The 23,710-nt window shown below is 40.4% G+C and carries 28 protein-coding genes and 1 riboswitch; of the genes, 19 read left to right on the forward strand and 9 right to left on the reverse strand.

Going from position 1 to position 23,710, the window contains the following annotated elements:
• Positions 1–97: 97 nt before the first annotated feature.
• From lepB to UMU13_RS01065, 3 genes are read right to left on the reverse strand one after another with little or no spacing between them, the layout of a single operon-like run.
• On the reverse strand, positions 98–682 hold the full coding sequence (lepB, locus tag UMU13_RS01055) for a signal peptidase I (RefSeq protein ID WP_328216449.1): 585 nt from the start codon (positions 680–682) through the stop codon (positions 98–100).
• A gap of 11 nt (positions 683–693) precedes the next feature.
• Positions 694–2,499 (reverse strand): translation elongation factor 4, encoded by a 1,806-nt coding sequence (lepA, locus tag UMU13_RS01060; protein WP_328216450.1) that lies wholly within the window; start codon positions 2,497–2,499, stop codon positions 694–696.
• 10 nt (positions 2,500–2,509) lie between these two features.
• Entirely contained in the window at positions 2,510–3,835 is a 1,326-nt protein-coding gene (locus UMU13_RS01065; RefSeq protein WP_328216451.1) for a UDP-glucose dehydrogenase family protein, read from the reverse strand.
• A 307-nt stretch (positions 3,836–4,142) separates the two neighbouring features.
• On the opposite strand from UMU13_RS01065, the gene UMU13_RS01070 reads away from it, so the two are divergent.
• The 8 genes from UMU13_RS01070 (at position 4,143) to thiL (ending at position 10,122) form a co-directional block, all read left to right on the forward strand.
• Positions 4,143–4,373 (forward strand): indolepyruvate ferredoxin oxidoreductase subunit alpha, encoded by a 231-nt coding sequence (locus UMU13_RS01070; protein ID WP_328216452.1) that lies wholly within the window; start codon positions 4,143–4,145, stop codon positions 4,371–4,373.
• Positions 4,366–5,415: a 3-methyl-2-oxobutanoate dehydrogenase subunit VorB gene (vorB, locus tag UMU13_RS01075; protein WP_328216453.1), complete on the forward strand. Its 1,050-nt coding sequence runs from the start codon at positions 4,366–4,368 to the stop codon at positions 5,413–5,415. The genes UMU13_RS01070 and vorB overlap by 8 nt, the downstream gene beginning before the upstream one ends.
• A 9-nt stretch (positions 5,416–5,424) precedes the next feature.
• Entirely contained in the window at positions 5,425–6,171 is a 747-nt protein-coding gene (locus tag UMU13_RS01080; protein WP_328216454.1) for a thiamine pyrophosphate-dependent enzyme, read from the forward strand.
• Entirely contained in the window at positions 6,171–6,716 is a 546-nt protein-coding gene (locus UMU13_RS01085; RefSeq protein WP_013885244.1) for a 2-oxoacid:acceptor oxidoreductase family protein, read from the forward strand. Before UMU13_RS01080 ends, UMU13_RS01085 begins: the two co-directional genes overlap by 1 nt.
• A 3-nt stretch (positions 6,717–6,719) precedes the next feature.
• Entirely contained in the window at positions 6,720–6,992 is a 273-nt protein-coding gene (locus UMU13_RS01090) for an acylphosphatase (RefSeq protein WP_328216458.1), read from the forward strand.
• A 46-nt stretch (positions 6,993–7,038) separates the two neighbouring features.
• Positions 7,039–7,130: riboswitch (TPP riboswitch) on the forward strand.
• Positions 7,131–7,331: 201 nt separating this feature from the next.
• Positions 7,332–8,597 (forward strand): phosphomethylpyrimidine synthase ThiC, encoded by a 1,266-nt coding sequence (gene thiC / locus UMU13_RS01095; protein ID WP_328216460.1) that lies wholly within the window; start codon positions 7,332–7,334, stop codon positions 8,595–8,597.
• On the forward strand, positions 8,570–9,214 hold the full coding sequence (thiE, locus tag UMU13_RS01100) for a thiamine phosphate synthase (protein ID WP_328216461.1): 645 nt from the start codon (positions 8,570–8,572) through the stop codon (positions 9,212–9,214). Before thiC ends, thiE begins: the two co-directional genes overlap by 28 nt.
• Positions 9,211–10,122, forward strand: a complete 912-nt coding sequence (gene thiL, locus UMU13_RS01105; protein ID WP_328216463.1) for a thiamine-phosphate kinase — start codon at positions 9,211–9,213, stop codon at positions 10,120–10,122. Before thiE ends, thiL begins: the two co-directional genes overlap by 4 nt.
• Here the strand turns inward: thiL and UMU13_RS01110 are convergent, their stop codons facing one another.
• A complete protein-coding gene (locus UMU13_RS01110; RefSeq protein WP_328216466.1) occupies positions 10,123–10,746 on the reverse strand; it encodes an MBL fold metallo-hydrolase in 624 nt (207 codons plus the stop codon).
• Positions 10,747–10,949: 203 nt separating this feature from the next.
• Between UMU13_RS01110 and UMU13_RS01115 the strand changes: the two genes are divergently transcribed.
• On the forward strand, positions 10,950–11,510 hold the full coding sequence (locus tag UMU13_RS01115; protein WP_328216468.1) for a YigZ family protein: 561 nt from the start codon (positions 10,950–10,952) through the stop codon (positions 11,508–11,510).
• Positions 11,511–11,629: 119 nt separating this feature from the next.
• On the opposite strand, the gene UMU13_RS01120 is transcribed toward UMU13_RS01115, so the two are convergent.
• From UMU13_RS01120 to UMU13_RS01135, 4 genes are read right to left on the reverse strand one after another with little or no spacing between them, the layout of a single operon-like run.
• Positions 11,630–12,526: a hypothetical protein gene (locus UMU13_RS01120; protein ID WP_328216470.1), complete on the reverse strand. Its 897-nt coding sequence runs from the start codon at positions 12,524–12,526 to the stop codon at positions 11,630–11,632.
• Between the two features lie 57 nt (positions 12,527–12,583).
• Positions 12,584–12,913, reverse strand: a complete 330-nt coding sequence (locus UMU13_RS01125) for a hypothetical protein (protein WP_328216472.1) — start codon at positions 12,911–12,913, stop codon at positions 12,584–12,586.
• Positions 12,910–13,479 (reverse strand): glycogen-binding domain-containing protein, encoded by a 570-nt coding sequence (locus UMU13_RS01130; RefSeq protein ID WP_328216473.1) that lies wholly within the window; start codon positions 13,477–13,479, stop codon positions 12,910–12,912. Before UMU13_RS01130 ends, UMU13_RS01125 begins: the two co-directional genes overlap by 4 nt.
• Before the next feature lie 2 nt (positions 13,480–13,481).
• Positions 13,482–13,943, reverse strand: coding sequence for an RNA polymerase sigma factor (locus UMU13_RS01135; RefSeq protein WP_328216475.1), 462 nt, complete (start codon positions 13,941–13,943; stop codon positions 13,482–13,484).
• 176 nt (positions 13,944–14,119) lie between these two features.
• Between UMU13_RS01135 and UMU13_RS01140 the strand changes: the two genes are divergently transcribed.
• Positions 14,120–14,881, forward strand: a complete 762-nt coding sequence (locus tag UMU13_RS01140; RefSeq protein ID WP_328216477.1) for a hypothetical protein — start codon at positions 14,120–14,122, stop codon at positions 14,879–14,881.
• Between the two features lie 28 nt (positions 14,882–14,909).
• Here UMU13_RS01140 and UMU13_RS01145 read toward each other — a convergent pair whose 3' ends face one another.
• Positions 14,910–15,788 (reverse strand): DMT family transporter, encoded by an 879-nt coding sequence (locus UMU13_RS01145; RefSeq protein ID WP_328216479.1) that lies wholly within the window; start codon positions 15,786–15,788, stop codon positions 14,910–14,912.
• A 141-nt stretch (positions 15,789–15,929) separates the two neighbouring features.
• On the opposite strand from UMU13_RS01145, the gene UMU13_RS01150 reads away from it, so the two are divergent.
• Genes UMU13_RS01150 through UMU13_RS01190 form a run of 9 tightly spaced genes read left to right on the forward strand, consistent with a single transcriptional unit; the run spans position 15,930 to position 23,504 of the window.
• Complete coding sequence (locus UMU13_RS01150; RefSeq protein WP_328216480.1) at positions 15,930–16,241, forward strand: hypothetical protein; 312 nt, start codon at positions 15,930–15,932, stop codon at positions 16,239–16,241.
• A 16-nt stretch (positions 16,242–16,257) separates the two neighbouring features.
• Positions 16,258–18,108 carry a V-type ATP synthase subunit I gene (locus UMU13_RS01155; protein WP_328216483.1) on the forward strand — a complete coding sequence of 617 codons (1,851 nt, stop codon included), beginning with the start codon at positions 16,258–16,260 and terminating at the stop codon, positions 18,106–18,108.
• A gap of 16 nt (positions 18,109–18,124) precedes the next feature.
• The gene (locus UMU13_RS01160) at positions 18,125–18,337 is read left to right on the forward strand and encodes an ATPase (protein ID WP_273264908.1); all 213 of its coding nucleotides are present in this window, start codon (positions 18,125–18,127) and stop codon (positions 18,335–18,337) included.
• Positions 18,338–18,361: 24 nt separating this feature from the next.
• Positions 18,362–18,919, forward strand: a complete 558-nt coding sequence (locus UMU13_RS01165; protein ID WP_328216487.1) for a V-type ATP synthase subunit E family protein — start codon at positions 18,362–18,364, stop codon at positions 18,917–18,919.
• Positions 18,894–19,691 (forward strand): hypothetical protein, encoded by a 798-nt coding sequence (locus UMU13_RS01170; RefSeq protein WP_328216489.1) that lies wholly within the window; start codon positions 18,894–18,896, stop codon positions 19,689–19,691. Before UMU13_RS01165 ends, UMU13_RS01170 begins: the two co-directional genes overlap by 26 nt.
• Positions 19,692–19,698: 7 nt before the next feature.
• Positions 19,699–20,025 (forward strand): V-type ATP synthase subunit F, encoded by a 327-nt coding sequence (locus UMU13_RS01175; protein ID WP_013885262.1) that lies wholly within the window; start codon positions 19,699–19,701, stop codon positions 20,023–20,025.
• Positions 20,015–21,574, forward strand: coding sequence for a V-type ATP synthase subunit A (locus UMU13_RS01180; RefSeq protein WP_328216492.1), 1,560 nt, complete (start codon positions 20,015–20,017; stop codon positions 21,572–21,574). Before UMU13_RS01175 ends, UMU13_RS01180 begins: the two co-directional genes overlap by 11 nt.
• The gene (locus UMU13_RS01185; RefSeq protein WP_328216494.1) at positions 21,571–22,881 is read left to right on the forward strand and encodes a V-type ATP synthase subunit B; all 1,311 of its coding nucleotides are present in this window, start codon (positions 21,571–21,573) and stop codon (positions 22,879–22,881) included. Before UMU13_RS01180 ends, UMU13_RS01185 begins: the two co-directional genes overlap by 4 nt.
• A complete protein-coding gene (locus UMU13_RS01190) occupies positions 22,881–23,504 on the forward strand; it encodes a V-type ATP synthase subunit D (RefSeq protein ID WP_013885265.1) in 624 nt (207 codons plus the stop codon). The genes UMU13_RS01185 and UMU13_RS01190 overlap by 1 nt, the downstream gene beginning before the upstream one ends.
• The last annotated feature ends 206 nt before the right edge of the window (positions 23,505–23,710 follow it).

Genomic DNA, 23,710 nt, shown 5'->3' on the forward strand with positions numbered 1-23,710 from the left:
ATATATGATTCCGCCTAAACATATATCATAAGTATTACAGACTCAGTACCACTGTCTGCCTTATATTTTTAATTATAGCATTAAAATAAAAAATTTTTCAATTAATAAGATTTAGAATTCTGTTAAATCGGATATCAATACCGTCTCTTGTATCCCATGACCAGTATATGATAAAAGCTTCACCCTTTATCATATCTCTGGAAACAAATCCCCAGTACCTTCCGTCAAAGCTGGAGTCTCTGTTATCACCCATGACAAAATATTTCCCTTCAGGGACAGTAAAATTTTCTGTGTGAAATCTGTTCCCCAAAAAAGTGCTTAGCTGACTTGAGTCTGTATATCGTGCGTACTTTTCTTTCAAAAGGTGCCCGTTCCGATACACGTTCTTACCGTCCAGTCTGATTTCATCACCTGGTGTGCCGATAACCCTTTTGATAAAATCTTTGGACGGGTCAAGGGGGTATTCAAAAACAATTATATCTTTGTAATCAGGCTTACTGAAAGAATACGCCAACTTATTGACCAAAATATGATCACCTATTAAAAGTGTGTTGAGCATAGAGCCGGAGGGTATTTTGTACGCCTGTACAAAAAAAGCTCTTATGATCATTGCAATTACAAAAGCTACAATAATTGAATCAAAGGTATCTCTGAATTTACTTTTATGTTCTTTTTCTGCCATATTTTTCCTCACTAACTGTCATCGCCGATCTTTAAAATTGCAAGGAAAGCATCCTGAGGGACATCAACTTTACCTACTCGTTTCATGCGCCTTTTGCCTTCCTTCTGCTTTTCAAGCAGTTTTTTCTTACGGGTGATGTCACCTCCGTAACATTTGGCCGTAACGTTTTTACGGTAAGCCTTTACAGTTGAACGGGCTATAATTTTATTACCCAGAGCCGCCTGTATTGCAACATCGAACATCTGTCTCGGTATTACTTCTTTTAATTTTTCCACGAGTTCCTTACCTTTGTAATAAGCCTGATCTCTGTGTACAATTATGCTTAATGCGTCCACAGGCTCTTTATTGATAAGAATATCCAGTTTTACCATATCCGATTCTTTGTAACCCGCCGGCTCATAATCAAATGAAGCGTATCCTTTCGATGATGATTTCAGTTTATCGTAAAAATCCATGACAACTTCTGCCAGAGGAATGTCGTATTCAAGAATGACTCTTGTCTCAGAGAGAAAATTCATGTTTTTCTGGATGCCTCTTCTGTGCTGTAAAAGCTGAATCACCGGCCCCACAAAGTCGCTGGGTAGTATTATTGTTGCTCTTATAAACGGCTCTTCTATCTTTTCAATTTCCGTAACCTCCGGCAGATCAACCGGACTGTCCACTTCAACCATTTCTCCGTCTTTTTTGAAAACATGGTAAACAACGGTGGGGGCAGTTGTTATAAGATTGAGATCGTATTCCCTTTCAAGCCTTTCCTGTATAATTTCCATGTGCAGCAAACCTAAAAATCCGCATCTGAAACCAAAGCCCAGAGCGACTGAATTTTCAGGTTCGAATGTTATTGAGCTGTCGTTTAAAATCAGCTTTTCCAGAGCATCTCTCAAGTCGTCATAATCTTTTGTATCAACTGGATAAATCCCGCAAAAAACAACAGGTTTCACATCTTTAAACCCCGGCAGTAAGTCGGTTGCAGGATTACTTACCAGTGTTATAGTATCCCCTATTTTTACATCTTTCAGCCTTTTCACTCCGGCCATAATAAAACCAACTTCCCCGGAATAAAGTTCTTCCTCGAAAATAGGCAGAGGATTAAACACCCCTATTTTGTCCACTTCATACTCTCTACCCGTCGCTAAAAATTTAATGCTGTCGCCTACCCTGATATTGCCGTCATACAGCCTCACAAGTATTATTACACCCTGATAGGGGTCGTACCAGGAATCAAAGACAAGGGCTTTGGTGGGTTTTGTTCCGTCACCTGAAGGTGGAGGTATCTTTTTAACAATTGCCTCCATTATCTCTTTTGTCCCTATATTGTCTTTTGCGCTGGCAGGGATTGCTTCGGAGGCATCTAAACCTATAAAGTCCTCTATCTCTTTTTTTACCTTTTCCGGCTCAGCGCTGGGCAGGTCGATTTTGTTTATTACGGGTATAAGCTCAAGCCCCTGGTCCACTGCCATATAGACATTGGCAATTGTTTGTGCTTCCACTCCCTGGGAAGCGTCCACCACAATTAAAGCACCTTCACATGCTGCAAGACTTCTCGATACTTCATAAGTAAAATCCACGTGCCCCGGCGTGTCTATGAGGTTCAGCTGATAAATGCTGCCATCATCAGCTTTGTAATGCAGCCTGACTGTCTGTGCCTTGATTGTTATTCCTCTTTCCCTTTCTATATCCATGCGATCAAGATACTGTTCTTTCATCAAACGCTTTTCCAATGCACCAGTATGCTCTATCAGACGGTCAGCCAGGGTAGACTTACCGTGGTCTATATGTGCAATAATTGAAAAATTTCGTATAAACTTTTTATCCATAAAACTTAAATTAACCCCGCCCTACACTCGTGTATTTAAATCCGAGTTTATGCATTTTTTCCGGCTCATAAATATTCCTTAAATCAGCCAGGTAGTGCTTTTTCATCAAATTTTTTATTCTTTGCATGTCAAGCTTTCTGAACTGGTTCCACTCAGTCAGTATTACAAGACAATCCGCACCCTCAACAGCGGAATACTCATCTTCACAGTAGTTTATTGAATTGCCGAAAATCTTCTTGGCATTATCGGTAGCAATGGGATCAAATGCTTTAATTTTGCCCTTTTTGCTGACTATTTCGTTAATTATTGTAATAGACGGGGATTCCCGCATATCATCGGTATTAGGCTTGAAAGATAAGCCCAAAACCCCGATGGTAAGATTTTCAAAAGCATTTTCCTTTGTATGATCAACTTCAAGCAGTTGGGCAATTTTTTCAACCATTTTGAATTTCTGCTGCTCATTAACCTTAATGGTGGTGTTAATAAGATTGAAATCATATCCGTACTCTTTTGCAATATAAGCCAAGGCCTGGGTGTCTTTAGGGAAACAGGAGCCCCCATAGCCGGGACCGGGGTGCAGAAATTTAGGGCTAATCCTGCCGTCCATTCCCATTGCTTTAGCGACTTTATGCACATCAGCTCCGGCAAGATCGCAGAGATTCGCGATTTCATTAATATAAGTGATTTTTAAAGCCAGAAAAGCATTTGATGCATATTTTATCATCTCCGCTGTCTCGATGTTTGTAATAACAAAAGGTGCTTCATTCAGATAGTGGGCACTGTAAACATCTTTCATAATGGCAACAGCTTCTTCACTCTCTGCACCTATGACTATCCTGTCAGGTTTCATAAAGTCGTGAACAGCAGCGCCCTCTCTTAAAAATTCCGGGTTACTGACCACATCAAATCTTTTGCTCTCCCCGGCGACATCTCTGATTATTTTTTTAACATGCTGGCCTGTTCCAACAGGTACGGTACTTTTGTCCACAACCACTTTATATCCGTTTAGGTTTTCTGCAATTTTGCGTGCAACATTCTCTACAAATGTTAAGTCGGCTGACCCGTTTTCTTTTGGTGGTGTTCCAACTGCTATAAAAACCACCAGATTGTTTTTTATTGTTTCATCGATGTCTGTGGTGAATTTGAGCCTCTCTTCCTTTACATTTTTTTCTATTATCGGCTCTAATCCCGGCTCATAAATGGGTATTTCCCCGTTATTTAACTTATCTATTTTTTCCTTGTCTATGTCCACACAAGTGACATACATACCGTATTCTGCCAGGCATGAGCCCGTCACCAGCCCGACATAACCTGTTCCAATTACAGCAACTCTCATCTTTTACTCCTGAATACCAATGTTTAAAAGCTGCTTTGTTTTATATTAAAGCTGATTCTTTTTCAAGAATTAGTTTATCTGCCAACCGTGCATACAACTTTATAAATTTCCTTAACCTCAACCACCTCAAAATACCTTTAACCACCGCTCTTTCAACCATCAATAATTTATATTATTACTTGCAGCTAAATTTTAATTTAGTATATTTATACTTTAGTTTTAAACGACGCAGACTCAGCTTTAACTTGAATTTTTTGTCAAATATATTTATAGTGCCGGAGTTTCAGCCGCAGGAATCGGAGGTAATATGAAAAAGGTTAACATAAATACTGAAAAATGCAAAGGGTGCGGACTATGTATAGATGTCTGCCCAAAAAATATTTTACAATTTTCAAACAGATTTAATGAGGCAGGCTATAATTATGTCGAATGCATAGACGATGAAAGCTGCATAGTTTGTAAAAGCTGCGCTGTCGTGTGTCCTGATCTGGTTTTTACACTTAACAAGCCTGCAAAGCAAGGAGCTGGAAATGGCTGAAAAAATACTCATGAAAGGTAATGAAGCAATAGCTGAAGCTGCCGTAAGAGCTGGGTTAAAAGGATACTTTGGTTATCCCATAACCCCTCAGAATGAAATAACGGCATATATGTCTGCAAGGATGCCCGATCTTGAAAGAGCTTTTGTGCAGGCAGAAAGTGAAGTAGCAGCTATAAATATGGTTTACGGAGCAGCATCAACCGGTGAGCGTTGTATGACTACGTCATCAAGCCCCGGTATAGCTCTTATGCAGGAAGGTATTTCCTACATGTGTGGAGCAGAAGTTCCTGCTGTTATTGTGAATATTACCAGAGGCGGCCCAGGACTGGGAAATATCGGCCCTAGTCAGTGCGATTACAATCAGGCCACACGGGGCGGCGGTAACGGTGATTATGACCTGATTGTTTACGCTCCTCATACAGTACAGGAGGCTGTGGATTTGACATACAGATCCTTTGAGATATCCGAAAAATACAGAAACCCTGTAATAATTCTGGGTGACGGTGCATTGGGACAGATGGCGGAAACGGTTATTTTACCGCCATTTAAGGAAAAAGGAAAAACTGATGAAGGCTGGGAGTTAACCGGCGCAAAATCAAGGGACCCACGCTCTGTTAAATCGTTAAGACTGGCCGAGGGTACACTGCTGGAGCACAACCTTCATTTGGAAAATAAGTTTAAACTTATAAGCAGAAATGAAACAGAGTACAGTTACGAGGAAGGCGCATATGATGTCCTTGTGGTGGCTTTTGGAACAGCTGCAAGGGTTGCCAAAACAGCTCTGAAAAATTTTAAAGAAAAGGGGCATAATGTTGGACTGTTCAGACCTGTGACTGTTCATCCATTCCCATATGAAGAGCTCAAAAAAGCTGCATCCCAATCGAAAAAAATACTGGTTGTTGAAATGAACAGAGGGCAGATGCTTTTTGACGTAAGATTATCTGTTCAGAATGATGAGAAGATAGATTTTGCAGGCAAGCCGGGCGGGGAAACATTCAGCCCTGAGGAAATTGAAAATAAAATACTTTCCTGCCTGAAATAAGGAGGCGTTATGACAGTTGCTTTTAAGAAGCCTGAAAGTCTTCTTGATGCGAAGACAATATACTGCCCGGGATGCGGGCATGGTGTAATACATAGACTGGTTGGCGAAACTCTGGACGAGCTTGATCTCAGGGAAAAAACAGTCGGAGTTGCACCGGTTGGCTGTGCGGTTCTGCTTTACGACTATTTCAATACGGATATCATTGAAGCTCCCCACGGAAGGGCTCCGGCCCTTGCCACAGGAATTAAAAGGGTGAAAAGTGATTTGACTGTTTTCAGCTATCAGGGAGACGGAGACCTTGCATCCATAGGCATGGGTGAAATAATGCATGCGGCCGGAAGAGGTGAAAATATAACGATTATTTTTGTAAATAACGCCAATTACGGCATGACGGGCGGGCAGATGGCACCAACGACATTGCCCGAACAGGTTACAACAACAACACCGAAAGGAAGAAAGACAGCTACTGACGGGTTCCCCTTTAAAATGGCTGAGCTTATAGCTGGTCTTGATGCCCCTGTTTTTTCAGCAAGGGTGAAGATAACTGACCCGAAAAATATTAACAAAGCTAAAAAAGCTATTAAATATGCCTTTGGTCTTCAAAAGGAAAACAAAGGGTTTTCTTTTGTTGAAATACTTTCTGCATGTCCCACTAACTGGGGTAAAACACCTGCTGAAGCCGTTAGGTGGGTGGGCGATGCTATGGAAAGTTATTACCCGCTCGGAGTATTTAAAGATATCGGGGGAGAAGAATAATGTATTTTGACTGTATAATGGCCGGTCACGGCGGACAGGGGATATTGAGTGCGGGTATGATTCTGGCACATATGGCAGTTCACAGCGACCTGCATGTGACATGGTTTCCGTCTTACGGAGCCGAACAGAGGGGCGGAACGGCAAACTGTGCTGTTGTGATTTCCAGTGAGGAAATAGGCTCTCCGATAATATCCAATCCTCTTTACGGACTTATTATGAACTACCCTTCTCTTGTTAAGTTTCAACCTAAATTCAAAAAAAACGCCAAAGCGGTGGTTGACTTATCTCTGGTTTCGGAAGAATATTTAACCAGAGAGGATGTTACCTTTTATGGAATAAATGCTACTAAAACTGCTAATGAGCTGGGCAGTCCGAAAATTTCAAATATGGTGATGATAGGAGGTCTTTTGAAGGTCTCAAAGCTTTTTGATATTGATGTTGCCAAAGATATGCTGAAAAGTGCATTGAGCAAAAGACATCATGATCTTCTTCCGCTAAACAGGGAAGCCCTCCAGAAAGGTTTTGACGGTATAAAAGAGGTGTAGTTCATGCCGAGATATGAGATTATTGTTAAGGGCAGAGTACAGGGAGTTGGTTTTAGAGCTTTTACTGAAAGTATAGCTGATAAACTGGGAATTAAAGGCTATGTAAAAAACCTGCCTGACGGAACGGTTGAAGTAGTTGCTGAAGGGGATGACCGAGCATTGAACGAATTATGCAGCAGTCTGAAAGCCGGCCCGAGTATGGCGTATGTAGATGATCTTGACATTATTGAAAAGGAATACACAGGTGAATTCAGGGGTTTTTCTGTTAAATTCTGATTTTACCTTTAAAAAATATATTTATATATTATAATAAATTAAATATGGGAAACCGTGGGGGTGCTCATTCTGGGCTGAGAAAATACCCCTCGAACCTGATCGGGTAATTCCGGCGCAGGGAACGGGTGAGTTTATAATAAAACCATCTGGCGCGTCGGTGTCAGGTGGTTTTTTTGTTTTAGTATGCAAAATGTAAGCTTTGAACAATGTGCTTTTTCATATTTTTGGAAGTGGGACTTTAGTCCCGCAAACTTCTAAATGCTGAGTTTTAAAAAACTTTGCCGACTGAAGCCGCGCTTCCTGAATTATTCAAAGCTTTAAAAATTGAGGAGATTGCTTATGACACAACTTGAAGCTGCAAAAAAGGGCAGGATTACACCTGAAATGGGAATTGCCGCTAAACATGAAGACCTGGCTGCTGAGGAAATTAGAAAGAAAATAGCCGAAGGCGTGGCCGTAATCCCCAAAAATATAAACCATGATTTTAAGAACATTATGGCCATAGGTCAGGGCTTAAAAACAAAGATAAATGCCAATATCGGTACCAGCGGTGACTGCCCTTCCATAGAGAGAGAGGTGCGGAAACTTGAGGTTGCTCTGAAATACGGCACTGACAGTGTGATGGATCTTTCCACGGGCGATGACCTCAATGAAGCGAGGATGAGTATACTTAAAAATTCCACTGTGATGGTGGGTGCAGTGCCTCTGTATGCAGTGGCTGCAAAAATGGCGGATGAAGATATTCCAACCCACAGGATGGACGGTGAAGAACTTCTCAAATCGATAGATGAGCAATGCCGGCAGGGGATAGATTACATAACGGTTCACTGTGGAGTAACAAAAGAATCTGTAAAAAGGATGGATGCAAGTGACAGGGTTTGCGGCATTGTCAGCCGGGGTGGTTCAATTCTCGCCGACTGGATAAGGAAAAACGGTAAAGAAAATCCGTTATATGAATATTTTGACGAGTTGCTTGAAATTGCTTACAAATATGATGTTACATTGAGCCTCGGTGACGGCTTCAGGCCGGGCTCAATAGCGGATGCTACAGACAGACCCCAGATTGATGAATTAATTATTTTAGGTGAGCTTTCCAAAAGGGCTTATGAAAAAAATGTACAGGTAATAATCGAAGGTCCGGGTCATGTACCGCTTGACCAGATTGAGACGAACATGAAGCTGCAAAAAAGCTTGTGTAACAATGCTCCGTTTTATATACTTGGGCCTCTTCCCACGGATATCGCGCCGGGGTATGATCATATAACGAGTGCCATCGGAGGGGCAATTGCCGCATCGGCCGGAGCTGATTTTCTGTGTTACGTTACGCCCGCCGAGCACCTCTGTCTGCCGGATGAAGATGATGTCAGGGAAGGTGTGATTGCCTCTAAAATAGCTGCCCATATCGCTGATATCTCAAAAGGTGTGAAAGGGGCTTTGCAGAGGGATATTAAAATGAGCGAATACAGAAAGAATTTGGACTGGGAAGGTATGTTTAAAACTTCGGTGGATCCTGAAAAAGCCAGATCCAGGTTCAGACAGAATATGGATATCAATTCGTGTACAATGTGTGGTAAATTATGTGCAGTAAAAATAGATCAGAAGTAGCAGATTTCCTGAAACTTTATCTTGTTTTTGAGAGCTCCATGCTCAAGCTTCCACTTGATGAATTTATGGAGCAGGTGATTGAAGGGGGGATAACAGCTTTTCAGCTTCGGGATAAAAATGTGCCTGCAAGAAAAAGAGCGGAGAACGGCAAAAGGGCTGCCGAATTTTGCAGAAACAGCAACATCCCCTTTATTGTGAATGACAGACTTGATATAGCCAGGATATTGGCAGCAGACGGGGTGCATCTGGGAGATAAGGACATACCGCTTGATATTGCCGGGAATGAGTTCGGTGAATTTTTTTACGGATATTCATGTAACAATTCCGATGATGTTAAGTATGCTGCTTCCTGCAGTGCCGCATATATCGGTATAGGGCCTATCTTCGATACTTCAACCAAAAGGGATTTAAGGGAGATTCTGGATAAGGGGAAAATAAGGGAATTAGCTTTTGCGGCAGATATTCCGTCGGTGGGTATAGGCGGTATTAACAGAACAAATGTGGATTCGCTGAAAAATACCGGTTTAAACGGTATTGCCGTTGTTTCTGCCATATGTGCGTCTGAAAATCCTTATCGGGAAACGCGAATACTCAGAGAGCTTGTTGAGGAGTTATGAAAGAGTTTGAATTTATTAAATTATTGAAGGAAAAATGTAAGGGATGTGATTCAACGCCGGGGATCGGGGATGATGCTGCGCTCTTCGATAACTTTCTTGCGGCAAAGGATATTGTATGTGAAGGAATTCACTTCTTAAAAACTACTCCTGCAGAACATGTTGTTTTGAAGGTCTTTTCAGCAAATATCAGCGACATTGCCGCTATGGGGGGTAATCCAAAATATGTTCTGCTGGGAATTGCTGTCCCCAAAGCAAGGGAAGGTGAGAAAAAGAATATAATCGAAGCAATAAAAAAATCAGCCGGTCTGTATGATGTTGAGGTTATAGGAGGAGACACCACCTCTGCCTCAAATGATCTTTTTGTTTCATTGACCGTTATAGGTAAAAAGGGGCGTTTTTTACTTTCCAGAAGCGGAGCGGGGGAAGGTGAAAGAGTATATCTTTCCAGACCGCTGGGGCTGGCACGTATTTCCCTTGAAAAAGAACTCGGTTCTGACTTTGATATCGATGCTTATCAGCATTATAAAATGATGGCTGAGAAGGAACTTGGAGAAGTTCTGGGTAATGTAGGTACTGTTACAAGCTGTATAGATATAAGCGACGGGCTTGGCAGGGATGCTTCTCATTTGAGCGAAGAAAGCGGTGTGAAAATAGTTATAGAAGAAAAGCGGCTTCCGTTTTCACATCTTAAGCAGTTTGATGTGGATAAAGTTGATTATTTCATTAATTCCGGAGAAGAATTTGCCCTTCTTTTTACAGCAAAAAAGGAACACGCCGTTGATAACTCTCTTAAAGAAAAAGGAATCGAAGTGTACGATATTGGTTACACGCAAAAAGGCTCCGGCGTATTCCTGGACAACGGAAAGAAACGGGTAAGCATATCATCAAAAGGTTACGAGCACAAATAATTAAATTTTATCAAGAATTTTTACCGGTATTTTCCCTTCCAGTTTATCCTTGAACAGTGCAGCGTCACTTTCTGAGCCGACAATAGCACCGTAGTGCATGGGGATAGCCAGTTTTGGGTTGATTGCAAGGGCTGCTTCCACGGCTTCTTCAGCCGTCATTACATATGTGCCGCTTACAGGGATAAAAGCTATATCTATATCTTCTAAATTTTTCATTTCAGGGATAAAGTCCGTATCCCCGGCCAGATAATATCTGGTGCCGTCCAAATCAAAGATAAAGCCCAGCCAGTTATTCTCTCTGGGGTGAAAGTCTTTCCCGATATTGTAAGCGTGCACTGCTTCAATGTTTACTCCTTTTATTTCAACACTGTCACCGGGTTTCATTGCCGTAACGCTGCCGTTAATTTTACTTTTGCAATCTTGTGAAGCGGCAATTTCCGTATCATTTTTTAACAGTTTGGCAATGTCATCAGGGCTGCAGTGATCATGATGTGAATGAGTAACCAAAATAATATCAGCCTTGCTTTCAGTAGTCAGTTGAAAAGGATCCGTAAAAATATTTACATTCTTTCCTCTGATTTCAAAAGTATCGTGCCCATGAGAATTAATGTTTTCAACTGTCATATGAACCTCCTGCAAATTTATGGAGCATATGCTGTAAACCTTTAAGACTAATTAAACAATTACAATTAATAATAAAATTTAATGTAAAAATTTCAAGGATTTACTCGTTGTTGAGCTGGTGCCAATTTTGTGAGAATTGCATATTATTGCGAAATGATATATTAATCAGTAAATGAATGAGAGATGATGGGGTTTACTAATAGATGTATACGGTGATAAAAGAAGGCTATGGGGAATACGAGGTGAAAAAGTCAAAGTTTATATCATACGTTGTTCCTTATAAAAATTTTGAAGGTAAACTCGAACAACTGAAAACGCAGCATCCCAAGGCAAGGCATATTGTCTGGGCATACAGGCATCTGCAGGAAGATCAGCAGATAGATGAAAACTGTACGGATGACGGTGAGCCGAAAAATACTTCCGGCAAACCCACCCTGAATATTTTATACCATAATGATATAATAAATACGGCTGTTTTTACCGTCCGATATTTCGGTGGGATACTTCTGGGAACCGGAGGACTTGTAAAAGCGTATACCGAGAGTGCAAACCGGGCACTTAACGATGCAACGGTAATTGATACTGCAAAACTCTATAAAAAACCTGTAAAAATAGGGTACGATAAAATCAACCATCTGGAATATCTTGCCGGCATATATTATCTGAAGATTGTGAACAGGGAATTTTTAGGCACCTATGTTATTTTTACGCTGCAGGGACAAAAAGAGGTGATAGACCGTCTTGAAGCGGAAGTGGGGAAGTAATAATTTGTTGAATCGTGTACGGGTTGAGTGGAGAATTAGTGATAAGTTTACCCGAATAGCCAAAAGCAACTATAAATAAATGTTTACTTCCACTTTCACGAACATTGAACGTTTAACTATCAACGGTTGCCTCCGCCACCGCCGTTACCACCCGAACCGGAACCTTCACCGTGACCTCCCATACCTCCGGCGTCACTCATTCCGCCGGCACCTTGCTGTCCGGAGCCTGACATACCGCCTCTACTGCCGTTCATTCCATCGGCATGCCCCACTGCAGAAGCGCCTCTGTAACCGGCACCTATACTTTTGGACACATTTTCTGTAAATCTGCCGGTATGGGTGCTTGAAAAATTTTCTCTGAAGCTTTGTCTCATCTGGCTCATTTCCTGATGAGTAAAATTATGCTGCATTGCCTGATTCAAAACTCCATTGATTTGTGATGACTGCACTCCCAGTCTACTCATGGTTTTAGCTGTTTCCGTAACCTCTTTTGCCATTTGAGACATATTGCGGTTTTGCTGCATATTTTGATTAAGCATACTGCCGACTGCCTGGATATCTTCTTTTTTCATACCGGCTGCCATAGCTTCTTTCACATTTTCTTCAATCTGCTGCCTGACAGATTTCTTTGATGCAAACTGAGCTGCAAATTTTGATGCGAACTCCTGCCTCTGAGCCATTTGGTTCAAAGCACGGCTAATCATCTGCCCTCTTACATTTTTTGCTATACCCTCGTTTACTTTATCTGTTAAATCACTGACAGGATATCCCCGCTGCTGGTAATCTTCCACCTTGTTAAGGAAATTGCTGACGGTACTTTTGCTGTATCCGTGCTGGTACATATTCTGTAATGTTTCAGCAACTTCCCTTGACTCAGTTGCGGCTTGACGCACCTGATTCTGCAATTCGGCGGGAGTATTGCTTATCAGCTCATCCATTTTCACTTCCGCGGCAGAGACAAATGTATTCAATACTATGCTCAATAGAAAAGCAGCTGTTATTGTTATTTTGTTCATTTTGCTTCCTCCAATAACCTTTTAAATATAAAACGGATTAACTGTGCTTTGGTTACATTAAAATTCCAGAATACATAATTTTCCGCCAAATTCGTCTTTAATTTTCATCATGCATTCAGGAAGATATACCTTCTCGTCCACTTTATAAAAAAACTTTATTTCTTCTACATTTGCCGGTTTGTCTAAGGTATATATCCAGTATCCCTCATTTCTTTTGAAATGACTGCCGGCATAATTGTTTATGTCTGAATAGAAGATGACTTTCTCTGCTCCATTTCCATTGTAATAAAACGAAAGAGAGTCTTCCGACTGCTTGACGTAATGCCTTGAGCATGCTGTTACTGCTAAAAAAAGTATAATAATTGTACCAACTTTTAATTTTATCATGCATTAACCTTCAATATACTGTTTTTGTTGCCGAATCCGTCTTCTACTTTATATATTGAAGTGGGATCAGCAACAACTTTTTTATCGTTGATCAGGTAAAAATATTTGTATTCACCGGGCTTGAGTTTTACTTCAGCTTCCCAGTAACCGCTCTGACTTACTTCATTTAATTTTAACGGCTTCCAGTTAGTAAACTCCCCGGATATCTCCACTTTTTCAGCTTCCGGCTTGTATATTACAAACCTGTAATTTACAAATTTCTCTGCCTTTTGAGTAGCCGGTTGATTACTGAAAATACTCAAGGCAAAAATAATGATTATAGAAGCAGCAAGCAGTTGTGTGAAGCGTGTGAGATTTTTATAAGACGGTGCTTTTTTTCCTTTCGGAATATCCAGACGGGGTGTCTGTACTTCTGAAATCTTGTTTTTCATTACCATCTCAAAATCAAGTGAGGATATTGTTTCTTCGTAAAACTCTTCCTCCTTGTGCACATTCTCCACAAACAGTTTTTTCTCTTTTAAGTTAAGTTCATCATCTATAAATTGAGAAACTAAAAACTCCTTCATAGCTAAACCTCCTTGAAGTGTTTTTTCAGAGTTTTCCTGGCTCTGTGTATTATAACCTTTATATTAGCTTCGGAATGCCCTGTTATTTCGGCGATTTCCCTGTATTTCATATCATTAATGATTTTAAGTGTGAAGATATGTTTTGTTTCATCGTCCAGTTTTGCAAGCATCTTTTCAAGAAAATCATCTTCCTTTTCCGCTGATACGTTATTGTGCTCATCTTTAAAAGAGGACAAAAAATCCTGTTCTACATATACTTCCCTTTTTTTGCGTTTTGTATCCAGAAAAGCGTTTTTGCCTATTTTGTATAACAGTCCTTTGTTTGGATTATCCTGGTATTTTTGATACATTTTGAAGTAACTTTCCTGGAATATGTCACTGGCTGTTTCATAGTCGCTGCAGAGATAATACAGATATTTGAAAAAACCGTCTTTGGTTTCCGAGTAAAATTTATCAAAAGTCATATATTCTCGCTCATTGTTTTAATATAGCCGTATATTTTAATTTACCAACACAATTTTGTATATTTGTATTCAGGTATAAGACGTGTGAGCAACAAAAAAGTTACATTCTGATAAAAAATTTGTAACGTTTCTGTTTTTCTTTCGTTCAGTACACAAGAAAAAACAAGGAGGTAGTAATGAAATATTTTAAACAACTTATTTTAGGGATTGCAACAGTTCTGTTACTGTTCACGCTTTCTGCATGCGGCAGCAGTTCTTCAGACAGCACAGGATCAACCACGGATTCAACTCTATCCGGTGTGGTAGTGGACGGATATCTGGATGGCGCTAAAGTTTTCCTCGACTGTAATAACAATCTGGAACAAGATTACAATGAAGTCACAGTGGATTGGACAGACGAAAACGGCAATTATTCTTTAAGTTTACCTGACAATGCATCCCAATGTGCAGTTGTGGCACTGGGGATTGCTAATCAAACTTATGAGCATTTTGACAACGGTACTTCAGAGATGCTGAGAAATAATCTGACAATGGTATCTATGGACAACGATTCATACAGGGTAATCTCACCTTTTACATCGCTTCACTGGTACTATATGAATAATGACAATGACAACATGACCTTTGAAGAGGCGAGAAACCAGGTAATGCAGGAGCTTGGCCTTCCTTCCGGCAATGCAGTATTTGAGGACTTTGTGGCCAGAGCAAGGGATAATTCATCATACAGGAATATGGTGCAGACGTCTCTTAGAATGGGTGAATATATGGGATATTATTGCAGTCAGGACAATTCCACTGACAATATGACTGTAAAAATGAGAAATGCTTTCAGATATATGCATCAGAATGTAGGAATGGATAATTTTACTGACAGCAGTATCCAGCCCGGCAAAATGGATGAGCGTTTTCCCGTGGAAATGGAAAATATGCAGCAATAACTTAAAGCGGAGGAAAACCTCCGCTTTTTTATTGGAGAATATCCGGTTTGGATTTTCTGCGTTTTAGTTCGGTATAAGAGTGAACAAAGAGAGTAAGAAGTATTATTGCACCACCGATGAAAGTGGCTTCCGGCGGTTTCTCACCAATTGCAAGCCAAACCCAGACAGGCCCAAGCACAGATTCTATCAGCTGAAACATGCTGGCTTCCGGCGAAGTAATATATCTTGTGGCGCTTGCCATAAAAATCATTGCCATGGGCATTTGAAAAAGCCCCATGATTCCAAGCACAATATAAGAATTAACACCCATATCAAGAGGTGCAGCCAGCGGCAGAAAAGCAAATCCCAGCATGAAGCCGCTGATACAGACAATCGGAGTTCTTTTCAATTCCGGATTTTTCCTCAGAAATGTGAGATTAAGACCCATGGAAGCGGCTGTTATGACAGCTATGATATCCCCCTTTAAATTTAAACTTCCCAGAGAATCCTGAAAAATTATTATAACGCCTATAAGTGAGATTATCATGGCAATCCACGTTTTACTTTTAACCGGTTCTCCCAGAAAAATTCTTGTGAAAAGTGCGGCGAAAAGCGGAGCCATACTGAGAATAACAACTGTATTGGCGACAGTTGTATTTTCAACAGACAGAACAAATCCGGCACCGCTTACAACAAAAATTGCTGAAGACAGAAGAGTTTTGAACCAGTTGCTTCTGAAATCCAGAAGTCTGTTAAAACCGTCTCTGAAAATGAGAAAAGCAGTGAGTGAAATCCCCATAAAGATTCCCCGCCAGAATATAATATTCCAAATATTTGTGTAGGCAATTCTGACAAGAAGGGCATCAAAGCTTATTATAAAAACACCGGTGGCCGCCAGTACTATTCCTTTGGCCTTGAGATTGTCCATTTAACTTTTTATCCTCAAAAATATAAATACAAATCCGCTTTTATCCCGAAATTTCCGGAAATACAACAGAAAAGAAAATTGAACAGATTATTAATAATTCATTTCATTTTGAAAATGGTTTTGTGAATGGTATAATTTAATATGGATAATGATAATCTTAAAGAAGTTTTAGATGTGGAGCATGAGGTAACGGAAAAAATCAATGAAGAGCAGAAGAAATTTGATTCTGAATTGAAACAGTTCAAAAATGAGCTTGAAGAGAAGATAGCTTCTTTGCAGGAAAATCTAAAGCAGGATTTAGAAATTTTCAGAGAAGAGTGCAAAAAAGATTTTGAGTACAAATTTAAAGAAGATTTGCAAAACCTCAAAGAGCGTAACGAAAGAATTAAAAATCTGGAATTTTCTTTTTTACAAACGATTATAGAACCCTACATAAAAGAAATACTGGATTGATTTTATGATAGTGAAAATGTCAAAGGTCCGCATCGTAGGACCCAAAGAATGCTCTGATAATGTGCTCAATGTTATTCAGCAGCTTGAATGCATGCAGATTGAGCGTTTCGAGGAAGAGATTGAGAGCCCGGAAAAAAGGTATCATGTTACCGAAAAAGAAATAACCGAGAAAGTATATCTTGAAGAATTCAAACAAAAAATTAACGAACTGTTCTCCTATCTGCCTGAAGTTGAAGTACGCAAGAGCTACATAAATCCTGTAAATGTTTTGGATTTTTTAAAAAATCTTGTGGATAAGCATAAAGAGTATTCCAGAACTATCAATGAGGAAATCAACAACTTAAAACAGAATCTCAGTTCTCTGGAGAAGCACAGAAGTTTTCTAACGGCTTTTGAAGACATTGCCACCAAAGATTACCGCCTTCTCAGTTCTGATGCAGTGGGACTGATTTTAAAAGATAAAAAATATCTGGAAAATCTTAATTTGATAGTGGAGGAAATCACAGATAATGCCTATGAGGTTTTCTCAAGGATACTGGATGATAAATCCATTGCAGTTATTTATGTTTTTGATGAGAGGTTTGCTGAGCCTGTAAGGAAAAAGCTCAGTATGGAAAATGTGAAGGAGTATCAGTTCCCCGAAGAGCTTGAGTCCAAATCCTTTTTCCAAAAACTTTCATACATTTCTGACAAAATTAAAAATATGGAAAACGAAATTTTGAGAAAGGAAGATGAACTGCATAATTTTGCCGTCAGATGGCTTCCCGTTTACCAGAGTGTTCTGAATTGGATTAATGCACGTTTAAACCTTATAAGTGCGAAAAATATTATATATGAGACCAAATACTGCTTTGTTATTTTTGGTTGGCTGCCTTCAAAGGATCTGGAAAAACTGAAAAATGCTATAGCAGATTACTGCCTTGAGGAGATTGATATTAAAGAGCTGGAAATCACTCAGGCTGACCTGAACAGAATTCCTGTGATGCTGCATAACTCAACTTACTTTAAGCCTTTCTCCCTTTTTACACGTTTTCTGCCTCTTCCTTCTTATACCTCATTCGACCCTACTATTTTTATCGGTATATTTCTTCCCGTTTTTTTTGGAATGATTTTGGGTGACATGGGATATGGTATTATTATCCTTATTATATCACTTGCAATGATTTTTTTGAGCAAACCTGACACAACTGTTTCCGATGCAGGTAAAGTTTTTTCCGTATGTGCCGTCTATACAATAATTTTCGGGTTTTTGTACGGGGAATTCTTCGGTTCCTTCGGCAGACATATTTTCGGATTGGAGCCGATTCTTGTGGATAGAGAAGAGGAAATCCTGACAACCGCTTATCTGGCAGTATCCATCGGTGTTTTCCACGTACTTTTAGGCCTTGTTTTAAACGGCATATCTTCGATAAGGTCAAAAAATCTGAAAAGTTTTATCACAAGCCTTGCCATGACAATACTTATTGCTGCCAGCGTTGTACTGTTAGTCGTTCTTTTTAAATGGGAGAAGGGGCTGCTCAGTATGAGTTTGATATGGATAATTGTGGGACTGACGTTTGTTCTGGTAATACTGGGCGGACTTATTGCTCCTCTGGAAATTTTGAAGAGTATGGGGAACATCATTTCTTATGTCCGTATAATGGCAATCGGACTGGCTTCGGTAATGCTCGCACATGTGGCAAATATGCTTTCGGGAAAAGCCGGGAATATTTTTCTGGGGATTTTTATAGCTGTACTGCTGCACCTTTTAAATCTTCTTCTTGGGGTGTTTTCCCCAACTATACATTCATTGAGGCTCAATTATGTGGAGTTTTTCAGTAAATTTCTGGAGTCGGAAGGAAAAGGTTTCAAACCATTAAAAAAATAATAAAGGGAGGCTTGTTATGGAAATTGTATGGAAGGCTTTCGCTGCGGCACTGGCAATAGGAATACCCGCTCTGGCAACAGCGTGGGCTCAGTCAAAGATAGGAGCTGCCGGCGCAGGTGCATTGGCTGAAAAACCGGAACTTCGGGGTACAATAATTATTCTTGTGGCTATTCCCGAAACTATGGTTATTCTCGGTTTTGTTGTCGCTTCAATGCTGCTTTTCGGGTGATTTCCTATGTCTCAGAGAAAGTTGATGGAAAGAATAAGAGAAAAAGCAGATGAAGAGATTGAGCAGCTGAAGAAAGAACATGAACTTCAGATTGAGCAGCTGAAAAACGAATACGAGAATAAACGAAAAGATATCGAAAATACGTTCAGCAGTGAAAAAGAAAAGATCAGAAATGAGATAAAAAGGAAAGAGGAAAAAGCTTTCCAGAAGGAAAAGTTAAAGTATGACCTTGAGATTGAGTATTTCATTTCACAAAAGTGCAGAGAACACGCTGAAAAACTGGTGGAAAAAATCTGGAAAGAATCGGCTGAAGATTTTTTTGAAAGACACAAAGAAGAGCTCAATACGGGGAATTGGGAAATGCTGTATGTCAGTGACTCAGATATAAAACTGGCGGAGAAATATTTCCCGCATTCCGAAGTAGCCGTTAACGAAAAAATTACCGGCGGATTTATTGCAGAGAATAAAGATGGAACGTTTCTGATTGATAACACTATTAAGAGCCGGTTTGAAAAAATCTGGCCTGAAATACTGCCGGAAATTATGGGAAAGGTTTATGAAAAACTCGGTGATAAAATTTAGCGGGAAAAATTATCCCACTGAATATCTGGTCAGCAGACTTATGACCAGACTTTATCAGGATTATCCGAAAAGGGGTGCAAAAGAGATAATGTGGGTGCATTCAAATATGAATGCAAGGCTTACCGATATGTTTTATCCGTTTTTTGCCGTTATGGAGCTGAAAAAGGTTATAAATATTTTGCGGTATAAATTTTTCCGTGGGACGGATAAGAAAATTGAAGAGGTTTTTGAGGAGAGTCTTCTTACGGAAGAGTTAAAGAGGTTTTTTATTAAGGTTGATTCTCTGAAAAAAATAAAAGATGAGTTGCCTGAAAAAATACCGATATTGAAGATGCTTGTGTTAAAGAAGGAGTATGAATTTTACGGTGAAATGGAGGATGATATATACAGTGAAGCTTACAGTTTTTTATTAAACAGTGCGAAAAATAAGATAATCAAAAATTTTATGCGCAGATATATAGATCATGCCAATATCAGACAGACATACAAGGTGATGAAATGGAACCTTGAAAGAAGTCATATAATAAAAGGCGGTTTTCTGGATAGGGAAACATTTATAAAAATTATTGAGAAAGGGGATAAAAGGGATTTGTATGCCTTTTTAGACTCATATCTTGACGGGGGCTTCAGTGAATCCGATGTGGGCATTTTGGATATTCTGCTTATAGAAAATATGCTGGATAGCTTAAGAGAGTTCCGCCTCGGGAATAACTATAAAGGTTTTATCCTATATTATCTCTGGAATTGTCATTATAAAGCCGTTACGGCATAGGTGTTAAATGAAAAAGATAGCTTTTATTACAACAGAAGACGCTGATTACGGATTCAGACTTGCAGGTGCTTCCCAGTTTATTGCCGGTAAAGAAAAAGTGGTGAGCGTTGTGGAAGAGCTTATAAACAGTGAGGAATTCGGCATTATACTCATTGATGAGAGGGTGCTGGATGATGACGTACTGAGCAAAATTGATGCATTGCAGCAGAATTTTGAAGGTATTGTCTCCACACTTCCCTCACCTTATGAAGAAGGTGAGATGGCATATGATATTGTGGACAGGCTTGTTTCAAGAGCAATAGGTTATCAGGTGAGGTTCAGACATGAAAGGTAAATTGATAGGCATATCGGGATATATTGTGAAGGCCCGGCTTCCGGAAGCGGGAATTTATGACCGGGTTCTTGTGGGGGAAAGGGAGCTGACCGGAGAGATTATAAAAATATCGGGTGAGGATGTAATAATACAGGTATATGAAGACACGAGAGGGTTGGGCACAGGAGAGAAAGTTGAGTCATTAAAAAAACCGCTGACCTCTTTTTTAGGCCCGGGGCTTATGGGCAATATATTTGACGGACTGCAAAGGCCGCTGGAGAAAATTGTGGAGGAGGAAGGCAGCTTTTTTGCTGGCAAAGCCGTCCACCATTTTGATCAGTTAAAACAGAAGTTTACCTTCACTCCGCTGAAAAATGAGGGTGATAGTGTTTATCGCGGAGAAGCTTTGGGCTACTTTAGTGATAAAGGCTTTAAACATTATGTTTTTGCGGACACCGCTGAAGGTAAAGTGAAGGAAATAACTGAAGGGGAATTCCTGCCGGAATCACCTGTTGTAAAACTGGAAGATGGAACAGATATCTATTCCTATAGCCAACAGCCGGTACGCATCCCCCTTGTTTCAGGAGATAAACAGATATTAAAAGAGCCGATTATTACAGGTCAGAGGGTGATAGATTTCTTTTTTCCCCTGATGAAAGGAGGTGTTTCGATCATTCCCGGCGGTTTCGGTACCGGTAAAACCGTCCTTGAACAGTCCATTGCAAAGTATGCAGATGTTGACATTGTCCTTTATGTGGGCTGTGGCGAAAGGGGAAATGAAATTGCCGAGATGATAGAGGAATTTACCACTATAAAAGATGAGCGGGAAGACAGGTTGTTAAGAGACAGGACTGTTTTTGTGGTGAACACTTCCAATATGCCTGTTGCTGCCAGGGAATCTTCGATTTACATGGCAGTTTGTGCCGGTGAATATTACCGCCGTATGGGCTATCATGTTTTGTTGCTGGCGGACAGTATTTCCCGATGGGCGGAAGCCCTTAAGGAAATTTCTTCTTCACTCGAGGAGATGCCGGGCGAGGAAGGGTATCCTACCTATATGAGCTCCCGCATTGCTTCTTATGTTGAAAGAGCTGGTGCTGTTAAAACGGCAGTAGAAGATAAAACAGGTTCTTTGAGTATGGTTCTTTCCGTTTCCCCTCCGGGGGCTGATTTTGCCGAACCTGTAACACAGACACTTCTGCAGAACAGCGGTGTTTTTCTGATGCTGGACAGGGAGCTTGCTTATGCAAGGCACTATCCGGCTATAAACTGGACACAGAGTTATTCTAACTACAGGGAGGATTTGGAGGATTACTACCGGCAAAATGTGGCTGAAGACTGGCAGAATCTCAGAAGAGAATGCCTTCAGATTTTAAAACAGGAACAGGAGCTGATGGAGATCAGACAGATTGTTGGCGATGAAGGGATGAAGGAAGAGGACAAGGAGATTATAAATCTTGCCGATAAAATAAAAACGGAGTTTCTGATGCAGGATGCTTTTTCAGAGGATGCTTACTCCACACTGCAGGAAACATATGAAAAAATTAAAAGCATTTTGGGGGAGAGATGAGACTTTCCAACCATGTTTACAGGACGGTGGACGAAATCAGCGGGCAATTGATTTTTGTGGAAGGTGTTAACCGGGCGAAAATCGGTGAACTTGTGAAAATTATCGATAAGACGGGAAATGTTGAGACGGATGCTGAGGTGCTTCAGGTGGAGGGAGACAGAGTTATGCTGCAGCTTGTGGATCTGCCCCTTGGGATGCAAAAGAAAAGCGCCACTGCCATTTTCACAGATAAAATATCCAAGGTTCCTGTATCGGGGAAAATGATAAACAGGTTTTTTTCAGGTTCTATGCAGCCTCTGGATGATATGCCGATGTTTGTCAGGGAAAAAGATATTCCCGTTACGGGCTATGTTATTAATCCTGTTGCAAGGAAGTCCCCTGAGGATATGGTAAAGACGGGTTTTTCTTTTATTGATGGTCTCAATACCCTGGTAATGGGGCAGAAACTGCCGATTTTTTCACTATCCGGACTTCCCTCTGCCAGAGTTGTGGTTGATATTATCAACAATGCGTTCGGGGAGGAATCCGAAAGTGATTCGCTGATTGTATTTGCTGCACTCGGCTTGTCATATTACGAGAGTGAGTACTATATGAATAATATTAAAGACAGTGCCACGGATAACATCTGTTTTCTGAACATGGCGGATGATCCGCTGATTGAGCGCCTTTTAACTCCCCGGTATGCACTGAGCACAGCTGAGTATTTTGCATATGAAAAGAAGAAAAACGTTCTGGTAATTATAGCGGATATAACAAATTACTGTGAAGCTTTAAGAGAAATTTCTGCACTCAGGGAGGAGTTGCCCGGCAGGCGCGGTTACCCGGGTTATATGTACTCAGATCTGGCATCCATTTATGAAAGAGCCGGAAGGGTTAAAGGGATGGAGGGATCGGTTACGCTTTTACCGGTTTTGACCGTTCCTGAGGATGATATAACGCACCCTATAGCCGATTTAACCGGATATATCACGGAAGGCCAAATTGTATTTTCAAGGGATATGCAGCAGGCCGGTATCTATCCGCCTGTTGACATCCTGAAAAGTCTTTCAAGGCTTATGCAGAAGGGAATGAAATCTGATGAGCATAAAAAAATTACAAAGGGTATTTTCAGCAATTATGCCAAAGGGTGTAAGTTGAGGCAGATGGAAAGTATTGTGGGCAGAGAAGGGATGAGTAAAGAGGATATCAATCTATTGAATTTTGCAGATACCGTTGAAAACCAATTCTTGCACCAGGAGGAAAAAAGAAGTCTGGAAGAGACGCTGGGAATCGGTGATAAAATCCTGAAAGAAGCGGGACTGCGCTGATGCTCCAACATACGAGAACCAAACTTATAGAGCTGAAAAACAGCATAAGCACTGTTGAAAACAGTATTTCCATCCTAAATACAAAAAGGGCCGCCCTCATAGGTGAGCTTATGAAGATAACCCGCCTGTACTACGACAAAAAGGAAATAATAAAGGATAAATATGCAAAAGCACTTTCCCAGCTGGATAAATCAAGACGGCTTGACGGCAGCGGGTTTTTTGACTCAGCACTGCAGAGTGCCATAAGGGAAATTGAATTTGAAGTTAAAAGTTATAACTTGTGGGGTGTACCGATCAAGGAAGTTAGGATTCCGGGATCTGTGATTCCCGAAACGAATAAAAGGAATCTGGGATTTTTGACATCCAGCACATTTTTCGAAAAGACTGTACAGGATTTTGAGTCTCTTGTGAACGAGCTTTTGGACAATATCAACTATGAGTATAAGATTAAAAGGCTGTCTGCGGAAGTGGTGAAAATCAACAGGCGTATAAATGTTCTGGAGCAGAAAATACTTCCCGGGATAAAGTCGGATATTAAAAATATTCAGCAGCATCTCAGCGAAAGGGAGAGAGCTGAGTTCATCAAACTCAAATACTTCAAAAATGTTCTCAGAGAGCGCTGAAAGACAGTTTGATTTACCGGTTCTAAGTTTTGCGTTCCTTATACAATAGTCTAAAGGGTTCAGGGGGAAGAAAGTTGAATGAGGTTGAAACAGTTGATTTGGATGAGTGGAAGAATAGTATGTTAGTATTAAGAGCTAAGTATTAAGTTTAGTTAAACAATGAATAAACAAGGTATAAAACTGTGTGCTAGGTAGGCTGGCGCCTC

The organism is Flexistipes sp. (assembly GCF_036172515.1).
Lineage (GTDB): Bacteria > Chrysiogenota > Deferribacteres > Deferribacterales > Flexistipitaceae > Flexistipes.